General features: G+C 70.0%; 17 protein-coding genes. 1 reads left to right on the top strand and 16 read right to left on the bottom strand.

Features of this window, described 5'->3' with window-relative positions; translation table 11 throughout:
• Window positions 1–113: 113 nt before the first annotated feature.
• The 4 genes from DP939_RS38375 to DP939_RS38360 are packed head-to-tail and all read right to left on the bottom strand — an operon-like array spanning window position 114 to window position 3,763.
• The gene (locus tag DP939_RS38375) at window positions 114–707 is read right to left on the bottom strand and encodes a response regulator transcription factor (RefSeq protein WP_113985757.1); all 594 of its coding nucleotides are present in this window, start codon (window positions 705–707) and stop codon (window positions 114–116) included.
• Window positions 704–1,879, bottom strand: a complete 1,176-nt coding sequence (locus tag DP939_RS38370) for a sensor histidine kinase (protein WP_113985756.1) — start codon at window positions 1,877–1,879, stop codon at window positions 704–706. The genes DP939_RS38375 and DP939_RS38370 overlap by 4 nt, the downstream gene beginning before the upstream one ends.
• 13 nt (window positions 1,880–1,892) lie before the next feature.
• Window positions 1,893–2,693 (bottom strand): ABC transporter permease, encoded by an 801-nt coding sequence (locus tag DP939_RS38365; protein WP_113985755.1) that lies wholly within the window; start codon window positions 2,691–2,693, stop codon window positions 1,893–1,895.
• Window positions 2,690–3,763, bottom strand: a complete 1,074-nt coding sequence (locus tag DP939_RS38360; RefSeq protein ID WP_318656342.1) for an ABC transporter ATP-binding protein — start codon at window positions 3,761–3,763, stop codon at window positions 2,690–2,692. Before DP939_RS38360 ends, DP939_RS38365 begins: the two co-directional genes overlap by 4 nt.
• A 13-nt stretch (window positions 3,764–3,776) precedes the next feature.
• On the opposite strand from DP939_RS38360, the gene DP939_RS38355 reads away from it, so the two are divergent.
• Window positions 3,777–4,370 (top strand): cob(I)yrinic acid a,c-diamide adenosyltransferase, encoded by a 594-nt coding sequence (locus DP939_RS38355; protein ID WP_113985754.1) that lies wholly within the window; start codon window positions 3,777–3,779, stop codon window positions 4,368–4,370.
• Between the two features lie 4 nt (window positions 4,371–4,374).
• On the opposite strand, the gene DP939_RS38350 is transcribed toward DP939_RS38355, so the two are convergent.
• The 12 genes from DP939_RS38350 to DP939_RS38295 form a co-directional block, all read right to left on the bottom strand.
• Complete coding sequence (locus DP939_RS38350; protein WP_113985753.1) at window positions 4,375–4,746, bottom strand: DUF2550 domain-containing protein; 372 nt, start codon at window positions 4,744–4,746, stop codon at window positions 4,375–4,377.
• 58 nt (window positions 4,747–4,804) lie between these two features.
• The gene (locus tag DP939_RS38345) at window positions 4,805–5,209 is read right to left on the bottom strand and encodes a F0F1 ATP synthase subunit epsilon (protein ID WP_113985752.1); all 405 of its coding nucleotides are present in this window, start codon (window positions 5,207–5,209) and stop codon (window positions 4,805–4,807) included.
• Between the two features lie 62 nt (window positions 5,210–5,271).
• Window positions 5,272–6,699 carry a F0F1 ATP synthase subunit beta gene (gene atpD, locus DP939_RS38340; RefSeq protein WP_113985751.1) on the bottom strand — a complete coding sequence of 476 codons (1,428 nt, stop codon included), beginning with the start codon at window positions 6,697–6,699 and terminating at the stop codon, window positions 5,272–5,274.
• A gap of 1 nt (window position 6,700) precedes the next feature.
• Window positions 6,701–7,603: a F0F1 ATP synthase subunit gamma gene (locus tag DP939_RS38335; protein WP_113985750.1), complete on the bottom strand. Its 903-nt coding sequence runs from the start codon at window positions 7,601–7,603 to the stop codon at window positions 6,701–6,703.
• Window positions 7,604–7,609: 6 nt separating this feature from the next.
• On the bottom strand, window positions 7,610–9,259 hold the full coding sequence (atpA, locus tag DP939_RS38330; RefSeq protein ID WP_113985749.1) for a F0F1 ATP synthase subunit alpha: 1,650 nt from the start codon (window positions 9,257–9,259) through the stop codon (window positions 7,610–7,612).
• A 39-nt stretch (window positions 9,260–9,298) separates the two neighbouring features.
• Window positions 9,299–10,114 (bottom strand): F0F1 ATP synthase subunit delta, encoded by an 816-nt coding sequence (locus tag DP939_RS38325; RefSeq protein WP_318656341.1) that lies wholly within the window; start codon window positions 10,112–10,114, stop codon window positions 9,299–9,301.
• 91 nt (window positions 10,115–10,205) lie between these two features.
• Window positions 10,206–10,745, bottom strand: coding sequence for a F0F1 ATP synthase subunit B (locus DP939_RS38320; RefSeq protein WP_113985747.1), 540 nt, complete (start codon window positions 10,743–10,745; stop codon window positions 10,206–10,208).
• A 32-nt stretch (window positions 10,746–10,777) separates the two neighbouring features.
• The gene (atpE, locus tag DP939_RS38315) at window positions 10,778–11,005 is read right to left on the bottom strand and encodes an ATP synthase F0 subunit C (protein WP_113985746.1); all 228 of its coding nucleotides are present in this window, start codon (window positions 11,003–11,005) and stop codon (window positions 10,778–10,780) included.
• A 58-nt stretch (window positions 11,006–11,063) separates the two neighbouring features.
• Window positions 11,064–11,849 (bottom strand): F0F1 ATP synthase subunit A, encoded by a 786-nt coding sequence (gene atpB, locus DP939_RS38310; protein WP_113985745.1) that lies wholly within the window; start codon window positions 11,847–11,849, stop codon window positions 11,064–11,066.
• A gap of 274 nt (window positions 11,850–12,123) precedes the next feature.
• Entirely contained in the window at window positions 12,124–12,549 is a 426-nt protein-coding gene (locus DP939_RS38305) for a hypothetical protein (RefSeq protein ID WP_113985744.1), read from the bottom strand.
• A gap of 131 nt (window positions 12,550–12,680) precedes the next feature.
• Entirely contained in the window at window positions 12,681–14,111 is a 1,431-nt protein-coding gene (locus tag DP939_RS38300) for a glycosyltransferase family 4 protein (protein WP_113985743.1), read from the bottom strand.
• 57 nt (window positions 14,112–14,168) lie between these two features.
• Window positions 14,169–15,398 carry a serine hydroxymethyltransferase gene (locus tag DP939_RS38295; RefSeq protein ID WP_199565693.1) on the bottom strand — a complete coding sequence of 410 codons (1,230 nt, stop codon included), beginning with the start codon at window positions 15,396–15,398 and terminating at the stop codon, window positions 14,169–14,171.
• Between the last annotated feature and the right edge of the window lie 137 nt (window positions 15,399–15,535).

Below are 15,535 nucleotides of genomic sequence, written 5' to 3'. Positions count from 1 at the left end.
CTCCTGGTGCGTACGAACTTCCCTGCCCGGCATTGCTCGATCCATGCCTAATAACCGCCGTTTCGTGCAGGCGGTGTAAATGGCAGCGGTAAAGCAACGGTCAAGAACGCGTCTCAAAGCCAGCCCATTTCCTGTGCCGCCCGGATCGCGGTGATCCGGTTGGTCGCGCCCAGCTTGGTCATGGCGCTGGAAAGGTAGTTGCGTACGGTGCCCTCGGTGAGGCTGAGCGCCACCGCGATGTCGCCCACCGAGGCGCCGCGCGCGGCCAGCGCGAGCGCGTCGCGCTCCCGCCCGGTGAGCGGGCTGTCCCCCGCCATCATGGCGGAGGCGGCCATCTCCGGGTCCAGGTACCGCCCGCCGGTGTGGACCTTGCGGATCGCCGCCGCCAATTCCTCCGCCGAGGCGTCCTTCGGGATGAACCCGCGCACCCCCGCGGCGAGCGCCCGCCGTAGATATCCGGGCCGCCCGAAACTGGTGAGGATCAGGATGGCCTGCCCCGGCAGCTCCTCCGCGACCGTCAGCCCGTCCATCCCCGGCATCTCGATGTCGAGCACCACGACGTCGGGCCGGTGCTCCTCGACCGCCGGGCGTACCAGGTCGCCCGCCGCCACCTCGGCGACCACCTCGATGTCCGGTTCCAGGCCGAGCAGGGTGGCGATGGCCCTGCGGATCAGATGCTCGTCGTCCGCGAGCAGCACCTTGATCATTTCATTCCCCTCACCGGGACCGTGGCCGTGAGCGCGTACTCCCCCGGCCTGCCGGGTCCCGCGCAGAGCGTGCCGCCGTACGCGGCCACCCGGTCGGCGAGCCCGGCCAGGCCGCTGCCGTCGCCGGCCGGCCCATCCTCGCCCGGCTGCCGCTCGGTGGCCGGCCGTACGCCGTCGTTGGTCATCCGCAGCCGCACCCGGCCGCCGTCCGGTTCGACATCGATCCGGCAGAAGGTGGCCGAACTGTGCCGCAGCACGTTGGTGGTGCCCTCCCTGACGACCCAGGCGAGCAGCGTACTGGCCTGGCCGGGCAGCTCGGTGTCGGCGGCGGCGTGGACCTCGCAGCGGATGCCCGCCGCCTCCAGCACGGCGCGCACGCTGCTCAGCTCGGCCGGGAGGTCCACCGTGCGGTAGCCGCGCACCGCCGTACGGATCTCGTGCAGCGACTCCTTGGCCAGGTGGCGGACCTCGCCCATCTCGGCGACGGCGCGGTCCAGGTCGGCGTGGGCCAGCTTGAGGGCGACCTCGCTCTTCACCGCGATGGCCGAGAGGCTGTGCCCGATCAGGTCGTGCAGGTCGCGGGAGAACCGCAGCCGTTCCTCGGTGACCGCCAGCCTGGTCTGCGCCTCCTTGCCCGCGATCGCGGCCGTGAGCACGTACCAAAACCACGCCTGGAACCTGTTCCCCCAGGTGATGGCCACACAGACCAGGATGAGCTGGAAGGACGCCGCCACCATGTACTTGCCGCTCGCGCTCAGCGGGACGGCCACGGCCGTCGTGCCGAGCGTGATGAGGATCGCCTGGAGGGTGGTGACGTTGAGCGCCGCCACACCGGCCCAGGCCGCCGCCATGAGCCCCCAGCCCCACGGCGTCGCGTCCTGGATCAGCATCGCGGCGACGCTGACGCCCGCCGCCGCCGTGAGCTCCCGCCAGGCCGTCCGGCGGGTCATCGCGATCCGGGTGATCCGCAGGTACAGCACCGCGAACACGACGAGAAAGAGCAGCCCGGAGACCACCTTGACCGGCGACAGCGTCCCGGCCATCGAGGAGGCGCCGAGACCGTTCAGCGCGCCCATGCCGGCGATGAACACACCGACCATGAGCGACCATCTGGTCACCCGGCGGACCCGCTCGTACGCGGTCCGCTCCCGCGCACCCGAATTATCCGGCATCTCGCACCAAACGTTATCCGCGTCGCGGGTCCCACCGGAACAGCCACCGGGCCAGCAGCGCCGACACGCCCACCCAGGCCAGCGCGATCCCGATCGCGGGCAGCGCGGCCACCCACTGCGCGGCCATGCCCAGCGGCTCGCCGCCGCTGCCGACGAAGTCCCGCCCGAGGTAGGCCGTCCGCATGATCTCCACCACCGGCGTCACCGGGACCACCTCGGCGAGCAGGCCGAGCGGGGCGGGCATCGCCGTGGTCGGGCCGATGATCGGCGCGCCGAGCATGACGACCAGCAACAGCGGCAGCACCGCCACCTGGGCCGTCTCGGCGTTCGGCGTGATCCCGGCGAAGGCCGCCGCGAGCAGCCCCATGATCGCGATACCGAGCAGTGCGCCGAGCAGCATCAGCGGCAGGTTGGCGGGCGCCCCGCCGCCCTGCCAGCGCATGCTCCACACCACCACGAGCCCCACCTGGAGCGCGAAGACGGCCAGCGTCCCGAGCATCGCCCCGCCGAGGATCGCCGCCGGGGACGGCTGGGACGCGCGCAGCCGCTTGAGCACCAGCTCCTCGCGCCGCGCGGTGAAGGTGTTGACCATGTTCACGAACACCGCGAACCCGAGCATCAGGCCGGGCAGCCCGGTGATCACGTACAACTGGCCGGGCACCCCCTCGATCTGCCGCCCGGCCGCGACGTTGCTGAACAGCCAGCCCATCAGCAGCGGCAGCAACAGGACGTTGACCATGGCCGTCTGGTTGCGCCCGAGCAGCTTCAGGTCCACCCGTGCCAGTCGTACGGCGTGCAGGACATCCGTTCTCATCGCCCCTCCTCCACGACGCGCAGGAAGACGTCCTCAAGCGTCCCCCGGCGTACCTCCAGCCGTTCCAAGGTCAGTTCGTGCTTTTCGGCCCACTCCAGCAGCGGGCGCAGCGCCGCGTGCGCGCGACCGGCCGCAGGGGAGGCGGGCAGCGCGTAGGTCACCCGTGTGCCCTCGTCCGAGTGGACCGTCGTGGCGGCGGTGCCGTCCAGGAACGGCAGGCCCCCGCGCAGCCGTTCCCGCAGCCCGGCGGGCGGCAGGGCGAGCCGGAAGTGGATCTGGTCGCCCGCCTGGGTCACCACCTCGTCCACCGTCCCTGACGTGGTGATCCGGCCCTGGTGCATGATCGCCAGGCGGTCCGCCAGCTTCTCGGCCTCCTCCAGGTAGTGCGTGGTCAGCAGCACCGTGGTCCCCGCCGCCCGCAGATCGTGGATGATCTGCCAGGTGCCGCGGCGCGCCTCGGGGTCCATCCCGGTGCTCGGCTCGTCCAGGAACAGCACCTCCGGCTCGGCCAGTACCGCCAGCGCCAGGTCCAGCCTGCGCCGCTGTCCCCCGGAGAGCTGCCGGACCCTGGTGCGCTCCTTGGACGCCAGCCCCACCGTCTCCAGCGCCCCCGCCATCGACGAGCGCCCCGCGTCGGCCGCCATCCCGCGCCACAGCCGCACGGTCTCGCCGACCGTCAGGTCACCGAGGAAGCCGCCCTCCTGAAGCATCACGCCGATCCGGGGGCGCAGCGCGCGGCCGTCCTTGGCGGGGTTCAGGCCGAGCACCCGGACGCTGCCCGCCCGCGGCCGGGCGAAGCCGAGCAGCGACTCCATCGTGGTGGTCTTGCCCGCGCCGTTCGTGCCGAGCAGCGCGAACAGCTCGCCCCGCCGTACGGTGAACGAGACCCCGCGCACCGCCTCGAAGTCGCCGTACGCCTGCCGGAAGTCGTCCACCTCGATCGCGGTGGCGGCCCGTGCCGGTTCGTCTCTCATGCCGCCCAGCTTGGCCGCCAGGGCGTATCCGCAGGTAGTCGCCGATATCACCGGCTCAATGTGGATCTCGCGCACGACCGGGATGACAAGTGTCATCTACTGTGAAGCCATGACCCGCACTGACAAGGACAAGCCGGTCGTACTCTCCCGGATCTACACCCGGACCGGCGACGACGGCACGACCAACCTCGTCGACATGAGCCGCACCCGCAAGACCGACACCCGGCTCGCCGCCTACGCCGACGTGGAGGAGGCCAACGCGGCCATCGGCCTGGCCATCGCCGCGGGGCCGGACCCCGCCATCGCCCGGGTCCTCGGCCGGGTCCAGAACGAGCTGTTCGACCTCGGCGCCGACCTCGCCACCCCGGTGACGGAGAACCCGGAGTTCCCGCCACTGCGCGTGGAGGAGTCCTACATCACCTGGCTGGAACGCCGGTGCGATGAGTTCAACGAACGCCTGGAGCCGCTGCGCAGCTTCATCCTGCCCGGCGGCACGCCCGCCGCCGCGCACCTGCACCTGGCCCGCACGATCGTGCGGCGGGCCGAACGCTCGGCCTGGGCGGCGATCGAGGCGCACGACGACGTCAGCCCGCTGACCGCCAAATACCTCAACCGGCTGAGCGACCTGCTGTTCATCTTCTGCCGGGTCGCCGCGGAGGGCCAGGAGATCCTGTGGCGGCCGGGCAACACCCGCGAGGAGTGAGCCGTCAGGTGAGATCGAGGTGGGCGCCCGGCGGGGCCGACTCCAGCCAGGCCAGGAAGCCGGTGAGCGCGTCCTCGCTCATCGCCAGGGAGACCGTGCCGCAGTCGACCGCCCACAGCTCGCCCTCCCGCCTGCGGGCGGAAACACGAAGGCCGCGCCTCGCGATCGCGTGGCGCGGCCGGAACCGCAGACTCAGGAAGGGGATCCAGTGCAACTCCCCGTCGGCGTAGCGGGCCACCCCGTTCTTCCACCCGCTGACGCCGTCGCGCAGCCGACAGAGCACATGGCCCCGGGAGCGGGAGAGCACCACCCCCCGGAGCACGACAAGGGCGACGAGCGCCACGATGCCCCCACACACCACCAGCGTCGCCGACATCGCCCCGCCCCCGCCTTGTCCCAGTTGTACCGAGTCTAGATCATCGCCGCAGGCGCGATCACACGTCCTCGCCCGCCGCGCGGAGCCGTGCCCTGGCCCGCTTGGCTTCCAGCGCCGCCTCCATGTTCTCGGCGTCGGCGTCGACCGACGCGAGCGCCCGCTCCAGGGCGTCGCGCGCCGACCTGACGTCCACCTCGGAGCCCAGCTCGGCCATCTCCGCGAGGACCGACACCTCGTTGTCGGCCACCGAGAAGAACCCGCCGTGGACGGCGGCGATCAGCTCGCCCTCGCCGCCCGCGCGCTTCACCCGCAGGACGCCGCCCTCGACGAGAATGCCGAGCACGGGAGCATGATTCGGCATGATACCGATCTCGCCCTCGACGGTCTTGGCGATGACCATATCGGCCTCACCGGACCAGATCTCCCGCTCCGGCGACACCACTCCCACTCGCAGCTTCGCCACTTCATGGTCCTTTCTGCCGGGTGCCGGTACGGGCAGGGCCGCACCGGCACCGCGAGCGACGATTAGCGGGCGAGTTCCTTGGCCTTGGCCACCGCCTGCTCGATGCCGCCGACCATGAAGAAGGCCTGCTCGGGCAGGTGGTCGTACTCGCCGGCGCAAAGGCCCTTGAACGAGGCGATGGTCTCGTCGAGCGGAACGGTCTCGCCCGGCTGCCCGGTGAACGCCTCGGCGGCGTACATCGGGTGGGACAGGAAGCGCTCGATGCGCCGCGCCCGCTGGACGGTGACCTTGTCCTCTTCGGACAGCTCGTCGATGCCCAGGATCGCGATGATGTCCTGGAGCTCCTTGTACTTCTGCAGGATCCGCTTGGTCTCCTGGGCCACCGCGTAGTGCTCCTCGCCCACGATCTGCGGGTCGAGGATCCGGGAGGAGGAGTCCAGCGGGTCCACCGCCGGGTAGATGCCCTTCTCCGAGATCGGCCGGGACAGCACCGTCTGGGCGTCGAGGTGCGCGAACGCGTTGTGCGGCGCCGGGTCGGTGATGTCGTCGGCGGGCACGTAGATCGCCTGCATGGAGGTGATCGAGTGGCCGCGGGTGGAGGTGATGCGCTCCTGCAGCACGCCCATCTCGTCGGCCAGCGTCGGCTGGTAGCCCACCGCGGACGGCATACGGCCGAGCAGGGTGGAGACCTCCGAACCGGCCTGGGTGAACCGGAAGATGTTGTCGATGAACAGCAGCACGTCCTGCTTCTGGACATCGCGGAAGTACTCGGCCATGGTGAGCGCGGACAGCGCGACGCGCAGCCGGGTGCCCGGCGGCTCGTCCATCTGGCCGAAGACCAGGGCGGTGTCCTTCAGGACGTCCGCCTCGGCCATTTCCACCCACAGGTCGTTGCCCTCACGGGTGCGCTCGCCCACACCGGCGAAGCACGAGGTGCCACCGAAGTTACGGGCGACCCGGCGGATCATCTCCTGGATCAGCACGGTCTTGCCCACGCCCGCGCCGCCGAACAGGCCGATCTTGCCGCCCTGGACGTACGGGGTGAGCAGGTCGATGACCTTGATGCCGGTGACCAGCACCTCGGTACGCGACTCAAGCTGGTCGAACGGCGGCGAGGGACGGTGGATGCCCCAGCGCTCCTCGATCTTCACCGAGGAGGTCGGCACGTCCAGCGCCTCGCCGAGGGCGTTCCATACGTGGCCCTTGACCGCGTCGCCGACCGGCACCGAGATCGGCGCGCCGGAGTCGGTGACGGGGGCGCCGCGCACCACGCCGTCGGTGGGCTGCATGGAGATCGCCCTGACCAGGTTGTCGCCCAGGTGCTGGGCGACCTCCAGGGTCAGCGTCTTGGTCTCGCCGCCCAGGGCGACCTCGACGTTCAGCGCGTTGTAGATGTCGGGCATCGCCTCGGCGGGGAACTCCACGTCGACGACGGGACCCGTGACCCGCGCGACCCGGCCCACGCCGGTCTCAACAGTCTGTGCAGTCATTTCACTCTTTCCCCGCTGCGGCGTCGGCCAGCGCGTTGGCGCCACCGACGATCTCGCTGATTTCCTGGGTGATCTCGGCCTGACGCGCCTGGTTCATCTGCCGGGTGAAGACCCCGATCAACTCGTTGGCGTTGTCGGTCGCCGCCTTCATCGCGCGCCGCCGGGCCGCCTCCTCGGAGGCGGCGGACTGCAACAGCGCGGTGAAGATGCGCGACTCCACGTACCGTGGCAGCAGCGAGTCGAGCACCGCGCCGGCGCCCGGCTCGAACTCGAAGTACGGCAGCAGGGCCGTCTCCTCGGTCTGCTCGGCCTCCACGACCTCCAGCGGAAGAACCCGCTTGACCACGACGTTCTGGGTCAGCATCGAGACGAACTCGGTGGAGACGATGTGGATCTCGTCGATCCCCTCCTCCGCCTTGAACGACTCGATCAGCATGCCCGCGATCTCCTTGGCGTCGGAGTAGGCCGGCCTGCGGGAGAAGCCCTCCCACTCACCGGCCATCTCCCGGGCGCGGAACCGGTGCCAGCCGACGCCCTTGCTGCCGACCACGAAGGGCACGGCCCGGACGCCGCGCTCCTCCAGCAGCCCGCGCAGGGCCTCGGCCTCACGCAGCACGTTGGCGTTGAAGCCGCCGCAGAACCCGCTGTCACTGGTGACGATCAGCACGCCGGCGCTGGCCGGACGCTCCTTCTCGACGGTCAGCGGGTGGTCGATGCTGGAGGTGTTGCTCACCACACCGGTCACCGCGCGGGTGATCTCCCGCTCGTACGGCAGTGCCTCGGCCATCCGCTGCTGGGCCTTGGCGATCCGCGAGGACGCGATGAGCTCCTGCGCGCGAGTGATCTTGGCGGTCGACTTGACCGACCTGATCCTGCGCCGCAGCAGCCGAAGCTGTGCTCCCATGATCTGCTACTTCTTCTCGGGGGTGCGGACGACCTTGGTGATCTTCTCCTGGCCGACGTCGCCGGCCTCCAGCGCGTCGACCGGCTCGTCCTTGACCAGCAGCTCTCCGGAGGAGGTCTCGAACCCCTTCTTGAAGTCGGTGATCGCACCCTTGAGCGCGGTCACCGCGTCGTCGGACAGCTCGTTGGTCTCCCGGATGCCGGTGTAGATGCCCTTGTGGTCGCGGGCCAGGTAGTCCAGGAACTCGGTCTCGAAGCGGCGGATGTCCTCGACCGGCACCTCGTCCAGCTCGCCGGTCGTACCGGCCCACACCGAGACGACCTGGCGCTCGACCGGGAACGGGCTGTACTGGGGCTGTTTGAGCAGCTCCACCAGCCGCGCGCCGCGTTCGAGCTGGGCGCGGGAGGCCGCGTCGAGGTCGGAGGCGAAGGAGGCGAAGGCCTCCAGGTCGCGGAACTGGGACAGTGACAGCTTCAGCGTGCCCGCGACCTTGCGCATGGCCTTGACCTGCGCCGAGCCGCCGACTCGGGAAACCGAGATACCGACGTTGATGGCCGGTCGCACACCTGCGTTGAACAGGTCGGTCTCCAGGAAGCACTGACCGTCGGTGATGGAGATGACGTTGGTCGGGATGAACGCCGAGACGTCGTTGCCCTTCGTCTCGATGATCGGCAGACCGGTCATCGAGCCGCCGCCCAGGTCGTCGGAGAGCTTGGCGCACCGCTCCAGGAGCCGCGAGTGCAGGTAGAAGACATCGCCGGGGAACGCCTCACGGCCCGGCGGGCGGCGCAGCAGCAGCGAGACCGCGCGGTAGGCGTCGGCCTGCTTGGTCAGGTCGTCGAAGACGATCAGGACGTGCTTGCCCTGGTACATCCAGTGCTGGCCGATCGCGCTGCCGGTGTAGGGGGCCATGTACTTGTAGCCCGCGGGGTCGGAGGCCGGCGCGGCGACGATGGTGGTGTACTCCAGCGCGCCCGCCTCCTCCAGCCGCGCCCGGACCTGCGCGATCGTGGAACCCTTCTGGCCGACCGCGACGTAGACGCAGCGGACCTGCCGCTGCGGGTCGCCGGAGGCCCAGTTGTCCCGCTGGTTGAGGATGGTGTCCACGGCGATCGCGGTCTTGCCGGTGCCACGGTCGCCGATGATGAGCTGGCGCTGACCGCGCCCGATCGGCGTCATGGCGTCGATGGCCTTGATTCCGGTCTGCAGTGGCTGGCGCACCGACTGGCGCTGCACCACCGAGGGCGCCTGCAGCTCAAGGGCGCGGCGGCCCTCGGCCTCGATCGGGCCCTTGCCGTCGAGCGGGTTGCCCAGTGGGTCCACCACGCGGCCGAGGAAGGCGTCGCCGACCGGCGCCGACAGGACCTCGCCCGTGCGGCGGACCGTCTGGCCCTCCTCGATCTTGCTGAAGTCGCCCAGGATAACGACACCGATCTCCCGGACGTCCAGGTTCAGTGCCAGGCCACGCGTGCCGTCCTCGAACTCAAGCAGCTCGTTCGCCATCGTCGAGGGAAGGCCGGAGACATGGGCGATGCCGTCGCCGCAGTCGACGACGGTCCCGATCTCCTCACGCGCGGCGCCTTCCGGCTCGTACGCCTGGACGAAGCGCTCAAGCGCGTCCCGGATCTCGTCCGGCCGGATCGTCAGCTCCGCCATCTCTCTCTGTCTCCCTATTGACTAAACAACCGACGTCGGTCAGCCGGCCAAGCGGCGGCGGACTTCTTCGATTCGCGCCGCGATGGTGGTGTCGATGATCTCGTCGCCGACACGAACCGAGAACCCGCCGATCACTCGGGGGTCGACCTCGACGTTCAGGTGAACGTCTCGGCCGTAGGAGTCGCGCAACAGTGCGGCCAGCCGCTGCTTCTGGCCGTCGCTGAGCGCGACCGCACTGCGCACCACGGCCACCAGGCGCTGCCGCTGCGCGGCCACCAGGGTGCCGAACTCGGCGAGCCCGGTCTCCAGGCTACGTCCTCGTGGGTGTGCGACAGCCTGTACGACCAGCAGCGATGTCACCGGCGCGACCTTGCCGCCGAGCAGCGAGCGCAGGAACTCCGCCTTGCGCTCGGCGGTCACGGCCGCGTCGCCCAGGAAGCGGCGCAGGTCGCCGTTGCTCGCCACGATGCGGCCGAACCGGAACAGCTCGTCTTCCACATCGTCGATCTGCCCCGCGGCCTCGGCGGCCGCGGCGGCGGCGATCACCGCGACCCGCTCCAGAGCGTCGGCGACGTCTCCGGCGCGGGTCCACCTGGCGGACACGGCGGCGGCCGTGGTCTCCAGCGCGGCCTCACTGATCTTGCCTTCCAGCAGGACCCTGGCCGTCTGTGCCTTCTGCTCCGCCGGACGCGACGGGTCGGACAGGGCACGGCGCAGGCCGTGCTCCCGGTCCAGGAGCCCGGCGACCGCGAACAGGTCCTCCGACAGCGCGGTGAGATCCGCACCGGCCGCCACGACGTTGAACCGCTCCTCGACCGAGGACAGCGACGCCCTGCTCAGACCCATCATTGTCATTGGTCGCTCACCGCTCCTCGCTCGCTTCGCGGACCGCTCGTTCCTCGCGGGCCACTCCGCTCGCTGCGTCGGGTTCGCTCCGCCGTCATCGTCAACGCACCGCCTGCCTGGCGTCGCTCTCCAGCTCCTCAAGGAACCGGTCGATGACACGGCGCTGGCGGGCCTCGTCCTCAAGGGACTCGCCGACGATGCGGCCGGCCAGGTCGGTGGACAGCCGGCCGATCTCCGCCCGGAGCTGGGCGAACGCCTGCTGGCGGTCGGCCTCGATCTGGGCGTGCGCCGCCTCGATGAGGCGGCGGGCCTCGGCCTGCGCCTCCTCACGGAGCTCGGCCTTGATCTGGGCGCCCTGCTCGCGCGCCTCCTCGCGCAGCCGCGCGGCCTCGTGGCGGGCCTCGACGAGCTGCTCGCGGTATTCGTCGAGCGCCTGCTGGGCTTCCTTCTGCGCGTCGGCCGCCTTCTTCAGGCCGCCCTCGATCGCCTCCGCGCGGTCCGCGAGGGTCTTCTGAATCCGCGGGACGAGCATGCGTCCCACGAAGAACAGCACGAACAGGAACGCGAAGCCGCCGATGGCCATTTCGGCCGGATGCGGAAGCAGCGGGTTGTTATCGCCCGCTTCGGCGAGAACATTCATGGCTGGGCCTCCTCTCGGGGGTCAGTCACTCGTCACTGCCGGAACGCGAAGGCGAGGGCCACACCGATGAGGGCGAGCGCCTCGGTGAACACGAAGCCGAGCAGCATGTTCTGGCGGATCAGGTTGTAGGCCTCGGGCTGACGGGCGATCGCCTGTACGCCCTGACCGAAGATGATGCCCACGCCGATGCCCGGGCCGATGGCGGCGAGGCCGTAGCCGATGGAGCCGAGGTTGCCGGAGACTTCAGCGAGCAAGCTCATGCTTTTCCGTTTCCTTTTCTATCGGCCGGTGGAGTGCCCACCGGAATCTCTTGAGTTCTCAGTGCGCCGGGTGCAGCGCGTCATTGATGAACATCGCGGTCAGCATCGCGAACACGTAGGCCTGAAGGGCCTGGATGAACAGCTCGAACGCGGTCAGCGCGATGGTCATGACGACACCCAGCAGGCCCAGCGGCGCGCCGAGCGGGCTGAGCTGCACGAACAGGAAGTGCCAGCCCACCTCGGAGAACAGCGCGATGATCAGGTGACCCGCCATCATGGTGGCGAAGAGCCGGACCGCGTGGGTGATGTGCCGCAGGATCACGGTGGAGGTGAACTCGATCGGCGCGACCAGCACGTACATCCAGCCGGGCAGCCCGGGCGGGAACATGATGTTCTTGAAGAAGCCCCAGGGCCCCTGGTGCTTCATGCCCAGGAAGAGGACCAGCACCCAGACGCCCAGCGCGAGGATGGCCGGGTAGCCGATCAGCGACATCGCCGGGAACTGGAGGAAGATGACCGACCCGAAGAGGTTCATCACCAGCACGAACAGGAACATGCTGAACAGCAGCGGCATCCACCGCTCGCTGTCCTTGCCGAGGAACGGCCGCGCGCACTGCTCGCGGACGAACTCGTAGGCGTACTCGCCGAGAGCCTGCATCCCGCGCGGCACCAGCTTGGGGCGCGAGAAGGCGGCGAAGCTGAGCACGATCACCAGCAGGGCCGCCAGGAACGCGAGCAGCGCGGGCTTGTTGAACCACTCGGCGCCCGACACCAGTGCCGGCCATTCGAAGAGGTTGAGTCCCGGGGCCTGGAACTCTTCGGCTGCGAGGGGCGCGGCGCTCACTCGGCGTTCCCTTCCTCGTAGTGGATCAGGGTGTCTTCCAGCGCCCGGTCACCGGATGGCGAGGGATCGGGAAGAAGCTCAGTCAGGTGGGTGGTGCGGTCGGACGGAGACCAGGATCCGCGGGCGCCTATGGGCGCCCAGGCGGATCGGCGATCGCGCACGCGACGATAGCAGGCGGCAGCGTGACTAGTCATATCGGGCCACGAACTGCCTGCTGCGGTGAGTTTACGGGATGAGACCGCCGGTGGGTGAACGGCGGTCCGGCTGCGGCGCATCATTTCTCCCCGACGTGTCCGGGGACCTTGACGTCCGGCTCGACGTACAGCATGCGCAGCTTCATGAACGCCCTGGCCTCGCCCACGGTCCAGGCGATCGTGCACAGGATGACGGTCCAGGTGAACGTCATGGGATGCCAGGCGGTGACGTCGGAGAGGGAGCTCAGCGCGAGGGCCAGTGCGACGATCTTGACCAGGTAGGTGCCCATGGCGGCGATCATCATCATCTGCGGCGACACGCGCGAGGCGTACGCGACGGCGACCAGGCTGATCACGAAGAACGCGGCCACCACCACGACGCCGATCAACGCGGCGAGCGCTCCCGCGGCACCGACGGTGAACGTCGAGACGAGGGCCACGACCAAGCCCACCGCAAGGGCGGGTATCGCGGCGTTTTTGAGTACGCGCACGTCGTTGGCCTGCATCGGTGCTCCAGAAACGGTTGTCAAGCGAGCATTTGCTGCCTCACACGGCCGAGCCGGTGAGGACCTCTGCTAGTGAAAGCTATCACAAGCTCCGGCAGAGCCGTTTTTACCTGCCGTTTCGAATGCGATGATCAAGGGGTGGCACGAGGCGAGAGCCCAGGTAGCGGCACGTCTCCCAGCGGGATCACGGCGGTGTCCTGGCCCATTTCGGCCGTCGGCGGACGCTCGACGGCGGAGCCGCCGCCGGGCCCGGGCGGGTACGGGCCGGCGGGCGGGTGCGTCTCGCCCATCGGCGGATGCGCGGGCGGTGCGCCGAACGGACCGGTGACGGGACCTGCGATGGGGCCGCCGATCGGGCCGGTGACGGGACCGCTGGGCGAGTCGTCCTCCGGCCTGCGCCGCCGTCCCGCGGCGTGCGCTCCGCCGCCACCGCCTCCTCCGCCACCGCCCTGCCAGCGCTCCCGCAACCGCGGCAACGCCATCAGGAACAGGGCGATCATGGCCAGGATGACGATCCCGACGAACACGATCACCGGCACACTGATGATCGACGCGCCGACCACGGAGAACCCGAACAGGAACGTCCAGGCGTACATGATCAGGACGGTCCGCCGGTGGGAGTGGCCGATGTCCAGCAGCCGGTGGTGCAGATGCCCCCGGTCAGGGGCGAACGGCGACATGCCGTAGGAGGTGCGGCGGACCACCGCGGTCCACAGGTCGAGCAGCGGCAACACCATCACCGCGACCGGCAGTAGCAGCGGCAGGACCAGCGGGAACCGGTTGATCGTGGCGCTGAGCGCACTGGAGTCGATCGGGGTCACCGTGACCACCGAACTGGCCAGCACCAGGCCGAGCAGCATCGCGCCGGTGTCGCCCATGAAGATCTTCGCGGGGTGGAAGTTGTGCGGCAGGAACCCGGCGCAGATGCCGATGAGCACCGAGGTGATCGCCGCCGTGGCGTTGATCCGGGTGTCGCCCATCGTGGTGGACAGCACGATGGAGTACGCCCACATGGCCATGGCCGCGATGCCGACGATGCCCGCCGCCAGGCCGTCCAGGCCATCGACGAAGTTGACGGCATTGATCGCGACCACCACGACCAGGATCGTGATCACCGTCCGCAACGTGCTGTCCAGCGACAGCGCGGCGGTGCCGGGGATGGGGATCCACTGCAGGTACAGGCCGAACGCGACGAGCAGGCCGGCCGCGGCGATCTGGCCGCCCAGCTTGATGAAGGGGTCCATGCCCCACCAGTCGTCGAGGAACCCGGTGACGGTGATCAGGCCGCCGGCCGCGATCAGGGCCAGCACGGTCTGGCCGCCGGCCAGTTTGGGGTCGGCGAGGGATTGGGCGACCCAGGGCTGCCGGGTGGCGAACAGCAGGCCGGCGACCAGCCCGCCGTACATCGCCAGGCCGCCCAGGCGGGGGGTGGGGGTAGTGTGCACGTCGCGTTCGCGAACCTCCGGCATGGCGCCGATGCGGATCGCGAACAGGCGGACGAGCGGCACGAGGAGGTACGTGACCGCCGCCGCCACCAGTGCAATGAGGAAGTACTCGCGCACGGACCTAGTTTCCTGGATGCTCCGGCCCGCTGGGGCCGGAAATCGACACAGAACAGCTCATGATTCGCTGGGATAAACCTGATGGACGCCTACCAGCTCCGCCACCCGCCGCCTCACCTCCGGCGCGCCGCCGGGGTCGCGGACCGCCGCCGCCACCATCGTGGCGACCTCGGCCAGGTCGCCGGGCCCGAGGCCCTGCGTCGTCACGCACGGCGTGCCGACCCGCAGGCCCGAGGTCACCGTGGGCGGCTCGGGGTCGTAGGGGATCGCGTTGCGGTTGAGGGTGATCCCGGCGTCCGCGCACCTGCGCTCGGCCTCGCGCCCGGTGACGCCGAGCGGGCGCAGGTCGACGAGCGCAAGGTGGGTGTCCGTGCCGCCGGAGACCGGGCGCATCCCGGCGGACGCGAGGCCGTCGGCGAGCGCGCGGGCGTTGTCCACGACCCGTTTGCCGTACTCGGCGAACTCCGGGCGCAGCGCCTCGCCGAACGCGACCGCCTTGGCCGCGATCACGTGCATCAGCGGGCCGCCCTGGGTGAACGGAAAGACCGCGCGGTCGATCTTGGCGGCCAGTTCGGCGGTGCACAGCAGCCCGCCGCCGCGCGGGCCGCGCAGCGCCTTGTGCGTGGTGAACGTCACCACGTCGGCGTAGGGCACCGCGGAGGGGATCGCGCCGCCCGCCATCAGCCCGATCGTGTGCGCCACATCAGCGAGCAACCAGGCCCCCACCTCGTCGGCGATCCCGCGGAACGCGGCGAAATCGATCAGCCGGGGATAGGCCGTGGCGCCACATATGATCATCTTAGGGCGGTGCCGGAGCGCGAGGTCCCGCACTTCGTCGTAGTCGATCAGTTCGGTGTCCCGGCGCACGCCGTACGCCGCGACGTCGAACCATCTTCCTGAGAAGTTCACCTTCGAGCCATGGGTGAGGTGACCGCCGTGCGGCAGGGCCATCGCCAGCATCGTGTCGCCGGGTTGCAGCAGGGCCGCGTACGCCGCCAGGTTGGCCGATGCCCCCGAGTGCGGCTGCACGTTGGCGTGATCGGCCCCGAACAGGCGTTTGGCGCGCTCCACGGCCAGCGCCTCGGCCCGGTCGACCACCTCACAGCCGCCGTAGTAGCGGCGGCCGGGATAGCCCTCGGCGTACTTGTTGGTGAGCGTCGAGCCGAGCGCGGCGAGAACGGCGGGCGAGGTGAAGTTCTCGCTGGCGATCAGTTGCAGGCCGGTCCGCTCACGGTCCAGCTCGTCCAGGACCACCGCGGCGATCTCCGGATCCTCGCGCAGCAGCATGGCGAAATCGGGACCGTAGTAAGGCGTCTCCTGGCCCGTCACCTCTGCTCGCCTCAATCCGCCTCGACCCGTGCCGGTTGCGTCCAGTGGGCGCGGCGACGCGGGCCGGCCCATGGTTCACCTCATCCCACTGTAAG

It is taken from the genome of Spongiactinospora rosea (assembly GCF_003315795.1).
Classification (GTDB): domain Bacteria; phylum Actinomycetota; class Actinomycetes; order Streptosporangiales; family Streptosporangiaceae; genus Spongiactinospora; species Spongiactinospora rosea.
The sequence above is the reverse complement of the archived record's forward strand: the minus strand, read 5'-3'. Positions and strand labels throughout refer to the sequence as shown.